This is a genomic window from Pyramidobacter sp. C12-8, from assembly GCF_002007215.1.
In the GTDB taxonomy this organism is placed as follows: Bacteria; Synergistota; Synergistia; order Synergistales; family Dethiosulfovibrionaceae; genus Pyramidobacter.
The window spans coordinates 82,662-96,740 of record NZ_MUHX01000007.1 but is presented as its reverse complement, the minus strand read 5'-3'; the positions used below and the strand labels follow the sequence as shown (position 1 = coordinate 96,740).

The 14,079-nt window shown below is 62.2% G+C and carries 17 protein-coding genes; 9 read left to right on the top strand and 8 right to left on the bottom strand.

Features of this window, described 5'->3' with window-relative positions; all coding sequences use genetic code 11:
• Positions 1–80: 80 nt before the first annotated feature.
• Together B0D78_RS04260 and B0D78_RS04255 are read left to right on the top strand one after the other, a co-directional pair.
• Complete coding sequence (locus tag B0D78_RS04260; RefSeq protein WP_078015749.1) at positions 81–1,436, top strand: dihydrolipoyl dehydrogenase family protein; 1,356 nt, start codon at positions 81–83, stop codon at positions 1,434–1,436.
• A 1-nt stretch (position 1,437) separates the two neighbouring features.
• Positions 1,438–2,160: an alpha/beta fold hydrolase gene (locus tag B0D78_RS04255; RefSeq protein ID WP_078015748.1), complete on the top strand. Its 723-nt coding sequence runs from the start codon at positions 1,438–1,440 to the stop codon at positions 2,158–2,160.
• Between the two features lie 45 nt (positions 2,161–2,205).
• Here B0D78_RS04255 and B0D78_RS13580 read toward each other — a convergent pair whose 3' ends face one another.
• The gene (locus B0D78_RS13580; RefSeq protein WP_446737328.1) at positions 2,206–2,364 is read right to left on the bottom strand and encodes a hypothetical protein; all 159 of its coding nucleotides are present in this window, start codon (positions 2,362–2,364) and stop codon (positions 2,206–2,208) included.
• Between the two features lie 125 nt (positions 2,365–2,489).
• Between B0D78_RS13580 and B0D78_RS13575 the strand changes: the two genes are divergently transcribed.
• Complete coding sequence (locus B0D78_RS13575) at positions 2,490–2,756, top strand: cell filamentation protein Fic (protein ID WP_446737329.1); 267 nt, start codon at positions 2,490–2,492, stop codon at positions 2,754–2,756.
• Between the two features lie 72 nt (positions 2,757–2,828).
• On the opposite strand, the gene B0D78_RS04245 is transcribed toward B0D78_RS13575, so the two are convergent.
• From B0D78_RS04245 to rsxC, 6 genes are read right to left on the bottom strand one after another with little or no spacing between them, the layout of a single operon-like run.
• Positions 2,829–3,659, bottom strand: coding sequence for an RnfABCDGE type electron transport complex subunit B (locus tag B0D78_RS04245; protein ID WP_078015747.1), 831 nt, complete (start codon positions 3,657–3,659; stop codon positions 2,829–2,831).
• A gap of 9 nt (positions 3,660–3,668) precedes the next feature.
• Complete coding sequence (gene rsxA, locus B0D78_RS04240) at positions 3,669–4,247, bottom strand: electron transport complex subunit RsxA (RefSeq protein WP_078015746.1); 579 nt, start codon at positions 4,245–4,247, stop codon at positions 3,669–3,671.
• Positions 4,244–4,975 (bottom strand): electron transport complex subunit RsxE, encoded by a 732-nt coding sequence (rsxE, locus tag B0D78_RS04235; protein ID WP_078015745.1) that lies wholly within the window; start codon positions 4,973–4,975, stop codon positions 4,244–4,246. Before rsxE ends, rsxA begins: the two co-directional genes overlap by 4 nt.
• Positions 4,976–5,548 carry an RnfABCDGE type electron transport complex subunit G gene (locus B0D78_RS04230; protein WP_078015744.1) on the bottom strand — a complete coding sequence of 191 codons (573 nt, stop codon included), beginning with the start codon at positions 5,546–5,548 and terminating at the stop codon, positions 4,976–4,978.
• Entirely contained in the window at positions 5,532–6,470 is a 939-nt protein-coding gene (locus tag B0D78_RS04225; RefSeq protein ID WP_078015743.1) for an RnfABCDGE type electron transport complex subunit D, read from the bottom strand. The genes B0D78_RS04230 and B0D78_RS04225 overlap by 17 nt, the downstream gene beginning before the upstream one ends.
• Positions 6,470–7,813, bottom strand: a complete 1,344-nt coding sequence (rsxC, locus tag B0D78_RS04220) for an electron transport complex subunit RsxC (protein WP_078015742.1) — start codon at positions 7,811–7,813, stop codon at positions 6,470–6,472. Before rsxC ends, B0D78_RS04225 begins: the two co-directional genes overlap by 1 nt.
• 165 nt (positions 7,814–7,978) lie before the next feature.
• Here rsxC and B0D78_RS13210 point away from each other — a divergent pair, with 165 nt between their 5' ends.
• Complete coding sequence (locus B0D78_RS13210) at positions 7,979–8,122, top strand: hypothetical protein (protein ID WP_205948261.1); 144 nt, start codon at positions 7,979–7,981, stop codon at positions 8,120–8,122.
• Between the two features lie 6 nt (positions 8,123–8,128).
• On the opposite strand, the gene B0D78_RS04215 is transcribed toward B0D78_RS13210, so the two are convergent.
• Positions 8,129–8,569 (bottom strand): MerR family transcriptional regulator, encoded by a 441-nt coding sequence (locus B0D78_RS04215; RefSeq protein ID WP_078015741.1) that lies wholly within the window; start codon positions 8,567–8,569, stop codon positions 8,129–8,131.
• A 227-nt stretch (positions 8,570–8,796) separates the two neighbouring features.
• Here B0D78_RS04215 and B0D78_RS04210 point away from each other — a divergent pair, with 227 nt between their 5' ends.
• From B0D78_RS04210 to B0D78_RS04190, 5 genes are all read left to right on the top strand, one after another.
• Positions 8,797–10,035, top strand: a complete 1,239-nt coding sequence (locus B0D78_RS04210; RefSeq protein WP_078015740.1) for an MFS transporter — start codon at positions 8,797–8,799, stop codon at positions 10,033–10,035.
• 124 nt (positions 10,036–10,159) lie between these two features.
• Positions 10,160–11,260, top strand: coding sequence for a hypothetical protein (locus tag B0D78_RS04205; RefSeq protein WP_078015739.1), 1,101 nt, complete (start codon positions 10,160–10,162; stop codon positions 11,258–11,260).
• A gap of 484 nt (positions 11,261–11,744) precedes the next feature.
• Positions 11,745–12,470, top strand: coding sequence for a creatininase family protein (locus B0D78_RS04200; RefSeq protein ID WP_158606281.1), 726 nt, complete (start codon positions 11,745–11,747; stop codon positions 12,468–12,470).
• Positions 12,471–12,497: 27 nt separating this feature from the next.
• Entirely contained in the window at positions 12,498–13,322 is an 825-nt protein-coding gene (locus B0D78_RS04195; protein WP_078015737.1) for a carbon-nitrogen hydrolase family protein, read from the top strand.
• 9 nt (positions 13,323–13,331) lie between these two features.
• On the top strand, positions 13,332–14,003 hold the full coding sequence (locus B0D78_RS04190) for an RraA family protein (RefSeq protein ID WP_078015736.1): 672 nt from the start codon (positions 13,332–13,334) through the stop codon (positions 14,001–14,003).
• The last annotated feature ends 76 nt before the right edge of the window (positions 14,004–14,079 follow it).

Here is a 14,079-nt window from a genome sequence, read left to right as displayed (position 1 = left end):
CCGCGGGGGATTTTTCGCCAGAGGCGGCTCCCCGCGGCGCTTCGTTTCGCGTTTTTTGCGATATGACAGGAGGAAGACACATGTATGATCTGATTGTTCTCGGCGGCGGCCCCGGCGGCACGCGAGCCGCCGAGCTGGCGGCGCGTCACGGCATGCAGGTCGCGCTCGTGGAAAAAGCCCACCTTGGCGGCACCTGCCTCAACCGCGGCTGCATCCCCACCAAGGCACTGTATTCCCACGTGATCGGCGGCAAGGGGCCGCGCGAAGGGCTGTGGACGCGCCTCGAAGGCGTGATCGACACGCTGCGCAAGGGCAACGCTCAGCTGATGAAGATGGCCGGCGTCAAAGTGCTGCGCGGGACCGGCGTCGTCACCCAGTGGGAAGGAACCAAAAAAATGACCGTCGCCCATGACGACGGCACGACGGAACAGATCGAGGGCAAACGCCTGCTGATCGCCGTCGGCGCACGTTCCGTGCGCCCCGAGTTCGCCGGCAACGACCTGCCCCAGGTGCTCACCGGCGACTGGGCCATCACCGACCCGCAGCTCTGGGACCCCGAGCGCAACGCCGCCGTGCAGACCGTGGCCGTGCTCGGCGCCGGCGTCATCGCGCTGGAAATGGGCATGATCCTGCAGGGGCTGGGGAAAAAGGTGATCCTGCTCAAGCATTCCGACCAGATCCTGCGCCGCCTCGACGGCGATGTCAAGAAAAAGGTCGCTCTGGCCGTCAAGCGCCGCAAGACCGTCGTCAAAGACTACGTGCGCCTTACCGAAGCCGTGGCCGACGGCGACGGCCTGATCCTGCGCGGCACATCGAAGGACGAGCCGTTCGAAGAGCGCTGCGACCGCCTCATCGTCGGCTCCAGCATGACGCCGATCCTCGAAGGCTACGGCCTGGAAAACAGCGCCATGAAGATCGAAAAGGGCTGCCTCGCCGTGGACGCGCAGATGCGCGCCTCCGTCGAGGGCGTCTGGGCCATCGGCGACTGCACCGGCGGCGCCATGCTGGCGCATCTGGCCGAGTATCAGGCGCTGGCGGCCGTCAGCAGCATGACCGGCGGCGAGTACGCCGTCGATCTCGACGCCCTGCCTGCCTGCGTCTTCATCGAGCCGGAAGTCGGCACCGTCGGCCTCACCGAAGAAGAAGCCCAAGCCCGCGGCATCGACTACGTGACCTCGCGCGCCTACTTCGCCGCCAACGGCATGGCGCTGGCCATGGGCGAGGGCGACGGCTTCGTCAAGGTCGTCGCGCGCAAGGCCGACGGCGTGCTGCTGGGCGTACACATCATGGGGCCGGAAGCGGCGTCGCTGCTGGGCGAAGCGGCGCTGGCCGTGTCCAGAGGGTTGACCGCGCGCGACGTGGCTTATTCCATCCACGCGCATCCGACGCTGTGCGAGTGCTTCCGCGACGCCTGCCTGAGGATTGTCGAGGGCTAAGATGACGCCGAACGTCCCGCTGCTGTTGCTGCCGGGACTGGCCGGCGGCGCGGACTGCTGGGGCCAGCCGTTCCTCGCCGCGCTGCGGCGGGCCGGCGTGAGCCCGCTGCTTTACGCGCCGCCGCGGAATTATTCGTTCGCCCGCGCTGTCGCCGCGGCCGCCGCGCAGATCGAACGGCGCGGCGCTCCCTGCGCCGTGCTGGGCTGGTCGATGGGCGCGGAAGTCGCCCTGCGTCTGGCGCTGGAACGTCCGGATCTTGTCGCCTCGCTCGTGTTGTGCGCCGCCTGCGCCGACCAAAACGCGCTGGCGCTCCGTCGCGCCTCTCTGCGCGAACTGCTCGAAGCGCCGTGGCCGCGCTGGCACGAACTGCTGATGCGGGCCGTCATGCCCCAGTCCCTGCGCGAACGGCCTGCGGCGGCGCGGAACTCTATGCGCCTGACGGCGGCGCGCCGGACGCCGGACGACGCGCTCCTGTGGAACGCCCAGCGCGAAGCGCTGAAAGCCGCGCCCCCGCTGGGCCCCGCCCTGTCGCGAGTTAACGTGCCGGCGCTGGTCTGCGCCGGGGAGCGCGATCTCCTGTTCCCGCCGGAAGAAGTCGAAAAGCTCGCCGCCGTCCTGCCGCGCGCGAACTTCCGCCTCTTCCCCGCCGGTCACGCCGTCATGTACGACTGCCCCGAAGAATTGGCTCAAGCGATCGCCGCGTTCTTGGCCGCCGTGGTATGATCGATGCCGTCATGAAAGCGCAAAACGCCGGAAGAAAGAGGGGATTCAAGGATGAACGACGTTGACGAAAGAAGCCTGCGCAACGCCCGCCGTCTTTATGAAAGCGGTGACGTCGATCATGTCGAGGTCGGTACCGTCGCGGGGCTGCGGCGGATTCACGAGGCCCTGTTCGGCGGGTTGTACGATTTTGCCGGGCGGATCCACACGCTCAACATCTCCAGGGGCATTTTCCGCTTCGCCAACTGTCTTTATTTGGAAGAAGCGCTCCGCGCCATTGAAAAAATGCCCGAAAACTCTTTTGAGGAAATTATATCGCCAAGTACGTGGAGATGAACGTCGCCCACCCGTTTATGGAGGACAACGGGCGTGCCATGCGCATCTGGCTCGACCTGATGCTCAGGAAAAAACTGCGCTGTGTCGTCGACTGGCAGAACGTCGATAAAGCCCTCTATCTTCAGGCCATGGAGCGCAGCCCCGTCAACGACTTGGAGCTGCGCTGCCTCCTTCTGCCCAACCTTACCGATCGCATCGACGACCGCGAAGTCATCTTCAAGGGTCTCGAACAGTCGTACTGGTACGAAGGGCACCGTCGTTAAAAAAGCGTCTCGCGCCGGACATTCGCAAATGTCCGGCGCGAGACGCTTCTTTGTTCTTTGACGGCGCAGATCTTACGCCACCGACGCCGGCGGCACGACGACGGGCTTGGCCTTGGAATTGTCGATGGCGTGCACGGGGCACTTGGAGGCGCACAGTCCGCAGTTGACGCAGCCGGCCGGGTTGATGACGGCGAGTGCGCCTTTCATGGAGATGGTCTGCTTGGGGCAGACTTTCACGCACATCTGGCAGCCGATGCAGCCGATCGTGCAGACTTTGCGCACGAAAGCGCCGGGCATGGGGTTGCTGCAGGCGACGTGGACCGTTTTCTTTTTGGGTACCATGGCGATGATGCCGCGCGGGCAAGCTTCGACGCAGGCTTTACAGCCCACGCACTTGTCGCGGTCGACTTTGGCGACGCCGTTTATGACGTGGATGGCGTCGAACTTGCAGGCTTTGACGCAGGTACCGAAGCCCAGGCAGGCGAAAGCGCAGGACGCGGGGCCGCGCCCCGGCACGACGGAAGCGCTCTGGCAGTCGCCGATGCCCAGATAAACGCAGTCTTTGTGCGTCTTGTCGAACGAGCCCTGGCAGCGCACGAAGGCGACTTCCGGCTCGGCGCCGTCGGCAGAGACGCCCATGATCTCGGCGATCTTTTCTGCCACGGGGGCGCCGCCGACGACGCACTTGTTGAGCGCGCAGGCGCCGAGGACGCAGCCTTCGGCGTAGCCGTCGCAGCCGGGATAGCCGCAGCCGCCGCAGTTGGCGCCGGGAAGCGCAGCGCGGATCTTGATCTGGCGCGGATCGACGGCGACGGCGAACTTTTTGGAGGCGAAGGCAAGCAGGCAGCCGAAGACGACGCCCAGCCCGCCCATAACGAACATGGGGTAAACGATGGCAGTCATGGCCGTCACCTACTTGACCAGGCCGCTGAAGCCCATGAAAGCGATGGACATCAGCCCGGCGGTGATGAGCGCGATCGGCAGGCCGCGCATGCAGCGGGGCATTTCCGCGTTCAGCTCGATCTTTTCACGGATGCCGGCCATCATCACGATCGCCAGCATGTAGCCGACGGCGGTACCGAAAGCGTTGACGACGGCGGTGAGCAGGTCGTACTTCTCGTTCATGTTGATCACGGCCACGCCGAGCACGGCGCAGTTGGTGGTGATCAGCGGCAGGAAGATGCCCAGCGACTTGTACAGCGCCGGCATCATCTTCTTCATGACGATCTCGACGAACTGCACGAGCGCGGCGATGATGAGGATGAAGGCCAGCGTGTAGAGGTACTCGAGGCCGAGCGGCACGAGCAGGAAGTTGTAGGCCAGCCAGGTCATCACCGACGAGAAGGTGATCACGAACACCACGGCCAGTCCCATGCCTTTGGCCGTCTCCAGTTTGCCGGAAACGCCGAGGAACGGGCAGCAGCCGAGGAAGCGCATGAAAACGATGTTGTTGACGAAGATGGAACTGATCAGCAGACCCAGCAGATTCATTTGCCCTCACCGTCCTTTTTCACGGCGCAGTCCGTCTTATGGCACGCACCCGCCAGCGCGCAGCCGCTGCATGAACCGAGCTCGGCCCAGCCGTCGTAAGCGGGTTCGGCCAGAGACGCGCGGCTTTTCAGTTCCTTGCGGATCTTGAGCTGATGCATGACGGCCATGAGCACGCCCAGCGTGATGAAGCCGCCGGGGGCGAGAATGGCCAGCAGCGCGGGCTGGTAGAAATCAGGCGCGAAGACCTGAACGCCGAAGACGGTCCCGGCGCCGATCAGTTCGCGGAGCGAACCGATGATCACCAGCGCCAGCGTGAAGCCAAGCCCCATGCCCAGTCCGTCGCAGGCCGAGACGAAGACGCCGTTTTTGGAGGCAAACGCCTCGGCGCGCGCGAGGATGATGCAGTTGACGACGATCAGCGGGATGAAGATGCCCAGCGCCTTGTCAAGCGTAGGGAAATAGGCGGCGATGATCAGCTGCAGGACGGTGACGAATCCGGCGATGACGACGATGAACGATGGGATACGGATCTCGTCGGGGATGAAGCGCCGCAGCGCCGAGATGGCCACGTTGGAGCCGATCAGTACGGCCGTGGCGGCCAGCCCCATGCTGAATCCGTTCATGGCGCTGGACGTGACGGCGATGGTCGGGCACATGCCCAGCACGAGGACGAAGATCGGGTTTTCGGCGAAAAGACCGTTGACAATCGTTTTGAGAGGACTGCTCATTTACTTTGCCTCCTCTTTTTCCAAATGGGCTTTCCAGTAAGCACGTGCGGCGTTGACGGCGTCGGTTACGGCGCGTGACGTGATCGTGGCGCCGGAGATGGCCTGGATCTGGCTGCCGTTCTCGGGCGGCGTCTTGGTGACGTGCAGATCGCCGTCGGCCAGCCGCCCGTGGAACTGGCCGGCGAACGCGGGTTCGGAAGCGCGCGCCCCAAGGCCGGGCGTCTCGCTGGACTCGAGGATCGCGATGTCCATGACGCGCCCGGCGGCGTCGATGCCGCAGATCAACGTCATCAAGCCGCCGAAGCCTTTGGGCGTAAGCGTGAAGTTATAGCCGAGCGTTGTGCCGCCGTCGGAGCCGGCAAAAATCTCACTGATGATGCCGGCGTCGGCTTTGAGCGCCACGGGCGTGAAGTTTTTGGCGCCTGGCAGCGTGGCCGCCAGCGCCTCGTTCTTCTGGCGGATGCGCTGGGCGGCGATGGAGCCGCTGGTGACGTTCTGCACGGCGCCGAGGACCAGCCCCGTGACGGCCGTGATCGCGAACAGGATCGAACCGAGCTTAGCGATTTTTGGCATGGCTTTTCACCTCTCCGAAAACGCGCGGTTTTGTGGCGCGGTCGATCAGCGGCACCAGCAGGTTCATGATCAGGATCGAGTAGGAGACGCCCTCGGGATAACCGCCCCACGTGCGGATTACCGCCGTGAGCAGGCCGCAGCCGGCGGCGAAGACGATCTGCCCTTTGAGCGCGATCGGCGACGTGGTGTAGTCGGTGGCCATGAAAATGGCGCCGAGGAACAGCCCGCCGGACAAAATCTCAGCCAGCGGCGCCGCCGGACGGCCGAAAACCGTGCACAGCGCGGCGACAACGGCAACGTAGACCGCCGGAACCTGCCATTTGATAATATCTTTCCAGAGCAGCACGGCGAATCCGATCAGCAGCGCCAGCGTGCAGCTCTCGCCGATGCAGCCGCCCGTCCTGCCGAGGAACAAATCGAGGTACGAGGGCAGGGCGCTCACGTCGCCGGATTTCATCAGCGCCAGCGGCGTAGCCGTAGACACCCCATCCAGCGTCCAGGTCGTCATCGGCACCGGCCAGCTGGCCAGCATCATGGCGCGTCCGGCCAGCGCGGGGTTGACGATGTTGCCGCCGAGGCCGCCGTAAAACTGTTTGACGACGACAATGGCGAACAGCGAGCCGCCGACGGCCATCCAGTAAGGGATCGTGGGCGGCAGATTGTAGGCCAGCAGCAGGCCCGTCACAGCCGCCGAGCCGTCGCCCACCGTGACCGCGCGCCCCGTGCATTTTTGCCACAAGAATTCGCAGAAGACGCAGGCGAGCACGCATACCGCCATCACCGCCGCGGCGCGAGCGCCGTAGCGGACGACGCCCATGACGCCGGCGGGAACCAGCGCCGCCAGCACCCAGGCCATGATCTGCGGCGTCGTCAGACCGGCGTGGGCGTGCGGAGAACTTGAAACGACCAGCTTATAATCCATTATTTCCCCGCCGCCTTTCTCTTTTTGCGCTGCGCCATGACGAAGCTCTTGCCGTCGCGGCAGCTCTGCGTCAGCGGCCGGCAGGCCGGGCACACGTACGTGCAGCTGCCGCACTCGATGCAGTTCATGCCGCCTTCCGCTTCGAAGCGCTCGTATTCCTTGTTCAGCACCAGAGAATCCAGCGCGCTGGGCACCAGCCCCATCGGGCAGGCGTCGACGCAGCGCCCGCAGTGAAGACAGGCCGAAGCGCGTTTAAGCAGTGTCGATCGCGCCGTCAGCGCCAGAACGCCGGACGTGCCCTTGACGGCGGGAACGTCGAGCGAGCGCATCGACATGCCCATCATCGGGCCGCCGGCCAAAACTTTGACGGGCGTTTCTTTGAAGCCGCCGCAGAAATCGACCAGCTCCCGAATGGACGTGCCCAGCGGGATCCGCACGTTCTTGGGTTCGGCGATTGCGTCGCCGGTGACGGTGACGACACGCTCCGTCGACGGTTCGCCGAGGGCGATGGCGCGCCAGCACTGCTGCACGGTGCGCACGTTGGCGATAATACAGCCCACGTCGGCCGGCAGCGCCGTGACCACGTACTCCTGCCCCGTCAGCGCCTCGATCAGCATTTTTTCGGAGCCTTGCGGATACTTGACCGTCAGCGGCTGCACGCGCACGTTCTTCGCGCCCAGGCGCGCGACCGACTCGGACAGCGCCGCGATGGCCTCGGGTTTGTTGTTCTCCACGGCGATCACGCCCTCGGCCTCGGGGAAGAGACGCAGCAACAGCGCCGTGCCTTTGACGATCTCGTCGGTCGCTTCCATCATCAGGCGGAAGTCGCAGTTCAGATACGGTTCGCATTCGGCGCCGTTGACGATGAACCACTTTATTTTGTCCTGAGGCGGCGGCGCGAACTTGACGGCCGCCGGGAACGTGGCGCCGCCGAAGCCGACGATGCCCGCCTCGCGGATGCGCGCGAGATATTCTTTGGGATCGCAGTTCTCGTAATCGGGCAGCGGCGCCCAGCGTCCGTCTTTCTCGTAAAGGCCGTCGTTTTCCACGACCACGCAGGTGTCGAACGTGCCGGGCACGGTTGGGCGAGGTCCCACTTCTTTCACCGTTCCGGAAACGCTGGAAAGCACCGGCGCGGAAACGAACGCTTCGGCGCTGCCCAGCGGCGTGCCGACTTTGACTTTGTCCCCCTTGGCGACGACGGGCGCGTTCGGCGCGCCGATGTGCTGCGACATCGGAAACGTCAGATTGCCTGTGGGCAGATACGGTTCGATCTGCTTGTCCCGCGTCAGATCCTTGTTTTGAGGCGGATGCACGCCGCCCCAAAAAGTAGGAAATCCCATAAATCTTTCCCCCTTTTGCCTTTTCCGACAGCCGCTGAGTCTGTCGGATCGACGTATTTTGTATACGCGGATCAATTCGTTTTTAATGATAGCATTTTTTATGGAAAACAAAAGATTGATGAAGCAAGAAACATGTAAATTATACTTGAAAATATAATAATGTGAATGAAGGCGCAAAGATTCTATAAAAAAGCGCCCGTCAGCGCGGCGAAACTCCATCACGCTTCATGCGTCTTCCTGCGGCGCGTGGAGCCCCGCAAAGGGCAGAACAAAAGCCGGGATCCCGAGCGTTGGCGGGATCCCGGCTGATATTCTTCATAAAAGTTTTCCGGACGGATCGCAGGCGCAGGGCGGCATTTTCAGTTTTTCGCCGCCGCGGTGGATCTTTTCCGTGCCGGCTTCGACGGCGGTCCGGTAATAGTGGCATTTATAGTTGATGAAATCGAGCACGGCCTGATCCTCCCTGAGCTGCCGCTCCATGGCCTGACGACGGCGTTCGAACAGTTCGAGGCGCTGCCGCAGCGAGGCGTCGCCCTCTTTCAGCAGCTGGATGAAACGGCCGATCTCCTTCAGCGGCATATGGGCCTTTTTCAGCCAGATCACGGTTTTCAGCGTTTCGATATCGTGTTCCGAGAACACGCGATAGCCCGATCTTTTGCGCTCGAGGGAAGGCAGCAGCCCCTCCTTGTCGTAGTACCGGATCGTGCTGATGGGGATGTTCAGCATTTGCGCCGCCTCTTTGATCGAATACTCCATGGCTCTCACCCTGCTCTCACGTAATATGACAACGATGATAATCTAACATTGAAGTGGGCTTCAATGTCAAGAGCCGTTCAGACGGCGCCGCCCCGCACGGGCAGGTCGACGACGCGGGTGCTGATCTCCGGATTGCCCTCGTCGGGGGTTCTCCTCAAACTGTTCTGGATCTATTAAAATACGGGCGTGAACGCGTAAAAAATTTTTCTCGAAAGCCGTGAGTCTTCGTGAATGAGGGAGTCGATGAAAACAAGGATCTGAAGCGCGCCGCGCTGTCGTTCATCGTGCTGATGGGCGTCGTCAGCCTCTTTTCGGACATGACGCACGAGGGCGGCAAGAGCATTCTCGGCGCTTATCTGAGCCTGACGGGAGCGTCGGCGGCGGTCGTGGGGTTCGTTTCCGGCTTCGGCGAACTGGTCGGGTATTCGCTGCGCTGCGCGACGGGACGTCTGGCCGACCGCACGAAGAGATATTGGCTGCTGACGATCGTCGGCTACGCCGTGGATCTTCTCGCCGTGCCGGCGCTGGCGCTGGTCCCCGAAAACGGCTGGCTCTGGGCGGCGGCGCTGATCGTCGTGGAACGCGCCGGCAAGGCCGTCAAGAAGCCCGCCAAGGACACGCTGCTGTCCTTTGCCGCCGCGCAGAACGGCGTGGGGCGGAGCTTCGCGCTGCAGGAGTTTCTCGACCAGCTGGGGGCGTTTTTGGGGCCTGTGGCGCTGTTCGCCGTGATGTACTTCAAAGGTTCCGGCGACAGCCTTACCGATTACCGCCGCTGTTTCGCGCTGCTGGCCGTGCCGGCGTTGGTCACGATGGGGCTGCTGCTGGCGGCGCGCCGGCTCTTTCCGCAGCCGGAGAATTTCGAACCGGATACGAAAAAAGCTGCCGTCGGAAATTTTGCTTCCGGAAAGAAATTCACGCTTTATATCGCCGGAATCAGTTTATTCGCGCTGGGCTTCATGGATTTCGCGATGATCTCCATGCACGTCTCGCGGCGCGGCTTGATGTCGCCGGGCGCATTGCCGCTGCTTTACGCCGCGGCGATGGGCGTCGACGCGGCGGCGGCGCTTGCTTTCGGCTGGCTTTACGACCGCCGGGGCATGAAGGCGCTGGCGCTGTCGGCGCTGCTGACGGCGCCTTTCAGCGCGTTGATTTTCCTGCTGCCGGGTGGCGTGGCGCTGTACGTCGGCGCGGCGCTGTGGGGCGCCGGCATGGGGGCGCAGGAATCGATCCTCAAGGCGGCGGTGGCGACGTTGGTTCCCAAGGAGCGCCGCAGCTCGGGCTACGGTTCGTTCCAGACGGCGTTCGGCGTCTGCCTGTTCGCGGGCGGCTGGCTGATGGGCTGTCTGTACGACCGCTCTCCGGCGGGCATGGCGATCTTCTCCATGTCGGCCGAACTGGGCGCGGCCGCGCTTTTTTGGCGTACGGCGCGGCCGGAGCGGGGCGGCGAAGGAAAAACCGCCGCGTAAACGCGCCGGAACCGGCAGGCAATCCCCGGAGAGCGCGGACGCCGTGCTATAATGTGCTTGAACTCAGCCGGCGGATTCGCGCGGCTGCGAAGAAACGATATTCGAAAAAGCTGGAGGAAAAAACATGAAGCGCACGTTGTTGTCGTTTTTGGGATTGTCGGCGCTCTGCGCTATGCTGGCCGCGACGGCGAACGCGGCGGAGATCGACTATTCGGCCGTCTACGGCGGCGTGCTGGACGGCTTTTACCGTTTGATGGCCGGCGACTCCGGCGAACCGGCCGAGGTCGAGGGCGAAACGGGCGTGCAGGAAGTGGCTGCAAGGCTCGAAGATCGTAGCGCCATTTTCGACCGCGTCGGCTACGTCATACAGGACTTCAGCGGGGACGAGGTTCCCGAGCTGCTGATCGGCGCCATCGCGGAAAGGAAGGATTCCGTGTGCGCCGGCAGCGAAATCTATGCGCTCTATACCTGCGTCGACGGCGCGCCGCGTTTTGTCTTCGAAGGTTATGCCAGAAGCGCTTACCGTGTCATGGGCGCGGGAAAATTTTTCTACCGGGGCTCCGGCGGCGCGGCGTACTCCATGTTCGGGACGTACGTCCTTTCCCGAGACGGGACGTCGCTGGCCTGCGGCGACTATTATTTTACCTTTCCGAAAGGCGAGCGCTTTGAAAAACTCGGTTTCTATCACAATACCTTGGGTCAGCTGGACAGGGCGGCCTCGCGGGAGCTGAAAATTTCCGAGGAAAAATTCTGGCGGATGCAGGCGAAGTTGGAGGAGCAAACGCGGAGCGTGGAGCTGACTCCGTTTTCAGAGTATAAGCCGGCGGGGGAAAATGCGCCGGCCGCGAACCGCGCCGAACCGCTCGTGCGCGCGCAGTGGGCGAAAGACGTCCCGGCCGGGATCTCCGTCTGCGGCGAGTTTGTCGCCAGCAGTTCGGAACCGCAGGCCAAGATCCTCTTTTCGGCCGATCGTGCCGTAAAAGACTTCAAGGTGCTGGCGTTGGCGTTTGAGAGCGTGGACGAAAACGGAAAAGTCTCGTTCGCGGTCAAGGAATTGTATCGGCTCGACCAGCTCGCGCCGGAACATCCTCTGGCGGTCGTGACGACGTTTTTCGGCGACCTGCCCAACAACGGCGTCTCTTACGTCGGCGAGGACGGCGCGACGCGGAACTTCGCCGTCAACGTGAGCGGCGAGGACGGTTCGCTGGTGCTGACGGAGTTCTGATATTCCCGGGAGCCCGCCGCGCGAGAAAGACGTGCCGACCGCCATGTTCCACGTGGAACTCTGCCTATGAAAACCCCTGGCGTTTCAGTTGATATGCTCCCTCTATGAGAGACAGTGAAAAGAGAAAAACACTGTAATCATAGGGGGAGCATTGTTATGGCACACAAGCAAAGAATATCCGTAAGAGGAACGGTCGAGATCATTCGAGAGTGTCTCGGCAGCGAGCAAGGCATGGGCGAAGGTACAAGAGAAATCGGAGTAGGTAATAAACCTCTGTGCAGTTGGATCAGAAGCTCTATAAAAAGGGAGCAGAAGGGCACATTCAGCTTTATGCACGTTATACCGTGCCCAAAGGGGCGTTTCACAGTCAATAGAGCTGATAAAAAACTTGCGGCCATGTGATTATGATGTTATAATCACATGCAATTCACGGAGATCCATGGTCAAATTCAGAGTTTTTGTAGTGCGATATGGAGGCTGTCAGATGCTGTTGATGAAAGAGATGAACTTTGTCGATTACCGTGCCGAGGTTGCCAAAACTCGCGCGATAATTCTTCCGGTTGGCGCGTTCGAGGTCTGGGGGCCTCATCTCCCCGTCGGTGCCGATACGCTGGTGGCCGAAGAGATCGCCAATCGTATTTCCGAAAAGATTGGCTGGGTCGTCGGCCCTTCGGTCCCCGTCGGCTATTCGGAAAGTCTTTTTGCGCCTGAAGGCGGTACTATTACGGTTCGTCCCGAATCGCTGCGCAATTATCTTTATGACATTGTCGAGAGCCTTGTGGAAACGGGAGTGAACCGTTTCTGCTTTGTTGCCCCGCATCTGGGCAACGTGTCCGTTATTACCGAGATCGCCACGCACCTGCGCCGTACCAGGAACGTGAAGTGCTGTCTGATCGACTGGTGGCGGATCATCCAGCCCATTTGCAGGGGCATTCTCAAGTATGACGGCCGTCCCGCCCATGCTCATGCCGCTGAGGCCGGCACCTCCACGTTTATGTATTTGCGCCCCGACCTGGTCAAGACCGAGCGCTTGAAGGACGTGGGGCTTGCCGCCAACGAATATCCCGATATTCCTCAGTTTGTTCCCTTTGTGGAAACGTATCCCGAGGCCCACGTAGGGGATCCCACGCCGGCCAGCGCGGAGAAAGGCGAACAGATCGTCGGCAAAACAGTGGAACGTGTGGTCGAGTTCCTCAAGCAATGGCGTTAAAGCAGCACAAAGGAGATTGCGAAACAGATGAGAAAATACCTGATGGCCGTGATTCAAATGGATACGCGCGACAATAAAGACGCCAATCTGAAGGCTGCCTGTGACTTTATCGACGAGGCGGCGTCCAAAGGCGCGAAATTTGTCTCTTTCCCGGAAGTTTTCAATGTGATCGACGAGGGGCAGGAGGCGCCTGAACTTGTTCCCGAAGGGCGGACGATTTCCCTGATGGCCGAAAAAGCCCGCCGGCATAATCTCTGGATCCATTGCGGCAGCATCGCCGAAGTGAACCCGGAGGGCGACCGCAAGTTCAACACGACCGCCGTGTTGAATCCCCGGGGAGAAATGGTTGCCAAATACCGTAAGCTTCACACGTTCGACATCACGCTCCCCGATGGCAGCGTGGCTGAGGAATCGGCCCGCATCAAGCCCGGCCGGGAGATGGTGACGGTGGGCACGGAAATGGGCTGTCTTGGGCTGTCGATCTGCTACGATATCCGTTTTCCCGAGCTGTACCGTTATCTGACCCTGCATGGCGCTCAGATCCTGTTCGCGCCGGCCAACTTCCGCATGGCGACGGGAAAGGATCACTGGGAAGCGCTCCTGCGCGCCCGCGCTATCGAGAACACCTGTTACGTGGTGGCGGCCGGGCAGTACGGCAAAAAACACGGAACGTCCGATTCCTTCGGCGGCAGCATGATCGTCGACCCGTGGGGAACGGTTGTCGCCCGCGCCTCCGAAGGCGCCGGCCTCGCCGTCGGCGAGATCGACCTCGAGTATCTCGACAAGGTGCGCGCGCATCTGCCGTCGTTGAAAAATCGCCGTGCCGACGTGTATGACACGGTCAGGAAGTAGGCGCCTGCCATGGAATGGACGCCCGAACTGGTAAAGCGTTTTATGGGCACCGATCCGGCGACTTACGGACATTTTCCCGGCGTCAGCTTCATGATGCCGCGCATCAAACCGGTCAGCCGTTCGATGAAAATGGTCGGCCCCGCTTACACGGCGCGCATCCTCGGCAAGGATTCCTGCGCCATGTATAAGGCCATTCAGGAGGCTCCCGGAGGCTCTGTGCTGGTCGTCGATCGCGCCGGCGACGAAGTTTTTGCCTGTGTCGGGGAAATGGTGGCGCGCAACGCCCGGGCTCTCGGTCTGGCAGGGATCGTCATCGACGGTCCGGCGACCGATTCGGTCTGGATCGACCGTATGGGGTTCCCCGTGTTCTGCGCCGGCATCTCGGCAGCGACGACCAACGTCTGGGGGCTCTCGGGGCAGTACGACATTCCCGTCAATTGCGGCGGCGCCGTCGTGCATCCCGGCGATATCGTTTTTGGCGACGCCGACGGCGTGATCGTGATGCCGCCCGATAACTGCGAAGCGTACTTGGCCAAAGCCGAAGCGGCGGCGCTGCGAGAAGCGAAGATGCGCGAGGACTTTGCCGATGGAAAATTTCCGCTGCGCAGCGTCGATCCTCTTATCGAGGCGAACATGGAACAGATTGTCGCCGATATTCGTTCCGGCACGAAGAAGCTGTAGCCTTTGCGCCTCTGCGGCGGGGAGCGGCCCTGCGGCCGCGGATTGAATCTCATCATATTTGTTCGGCAGGAGGAAA

Bases quoted from the DNA above. Each gene is read 5' to 3' on its own strand.
- B0D78_RS04190 (WP_078015736.1), top strand. From the start codon at position 13,332: ATGGAATGGACGCCCGAACTGGTAAAGCGTTTTATGGGCACCGATCCG.
- B0D78_RS04230 (WP_078015744.1), bottom strand. From the start codon at position 5,548: ATGCCAAAAATCGCTAAGCTCGGTTCGATCCTGTTCGCGATCACGGCC.
- rsxE (WP_078015745.1), bottom strand. From the start codon at position 4,975: ATGAGCAGTCCTCTCAAAACGATTGTCAACGGTCTTTTCGCCGAAAAC.
- B0D78_RS04225 (WP_078015743.1), bottom strand. From the start codon at position 6,470: ATGGATTATAAGCTGGTCGTTTCAAGTTCTCCGCACGCCCACGCCGGT.
- B0D78_RS04245 (WP_078015747.1), bottom strand. From the start codon at position 3,659: ATGACTGCCATCGTTTACCCCATGTTCGTTATGGGCGGGCTGGGCGTC.
- B0D78_RS04260 (WP_078015749.1), top strand. From the start codon at position 81: ATGTATGATCTGATTGTTCTCGGCGGCGGCCCCGGCGGCACGCGAGCC.
- B0D78_RS13575 (WP_446737329.1), top strand. From the start codon at position 2,490: ATGAACGTCGCCCACCCGTTTATGGAGGACAACGGGCGTGCCATGCGC.
- B0D78_RS13210 (WP_205948261.1), top strand. From the start codon at position 7,979: ATGAAGGCGCAAAGATTCTATAAAAAAGCGCCCGTCAGCGCGGCGAAA.
- B0D78_RS04215 (WP_078015741.1), bottom strand. From the start codon at position 8,569: ATGGAGTATTCGATCAAAGAGGCGGCGCAAATGCTGAACATCCCCATC.
- rsxA (WP_078015746.1), bottom strand. From the start codon at position 4,247: ATGAATCTGCTGGGTCTGCTGATCAGTTCCATCTTCGTCAACAACATC.
- B0D78_RS04200 (WP_158606281.1), top strand. From the start codon at position 11,745: ATGCTGTTGATGAAAGAGATGAACTTTGTCGATTACCGTGCCGAGGTT.
- B0D78_RS04255 (WP_078015748.1), top strand. From the start codon at position 1,438: ATGACGCCGAACGTCCCGCTGCTGTTGCTGCCGGGACTGGCCGGCGGC.
- rsxC (WP_078015742.1), bottom strand. From the start codon at position 7,813: ATGGGATTTCCTACTTTTTGGGGCGGCGTGCATCCGCCTCAAAACAAG.
- B0D78_RS04205 (WP_078015739.1), top strand. From the start codon at position 10,160: ATGAAGCGCACGTTGTTGTCGTTTTTGGGATTGTCGGCGCTCTGCGCT.
- B0D78_RS04195 (WP_078015737.1), top strand. From the start codon at position 12,498: ATGAGAAAATACCTGATGGCCGTGATTCAAATGGATACGCGCGACAAT.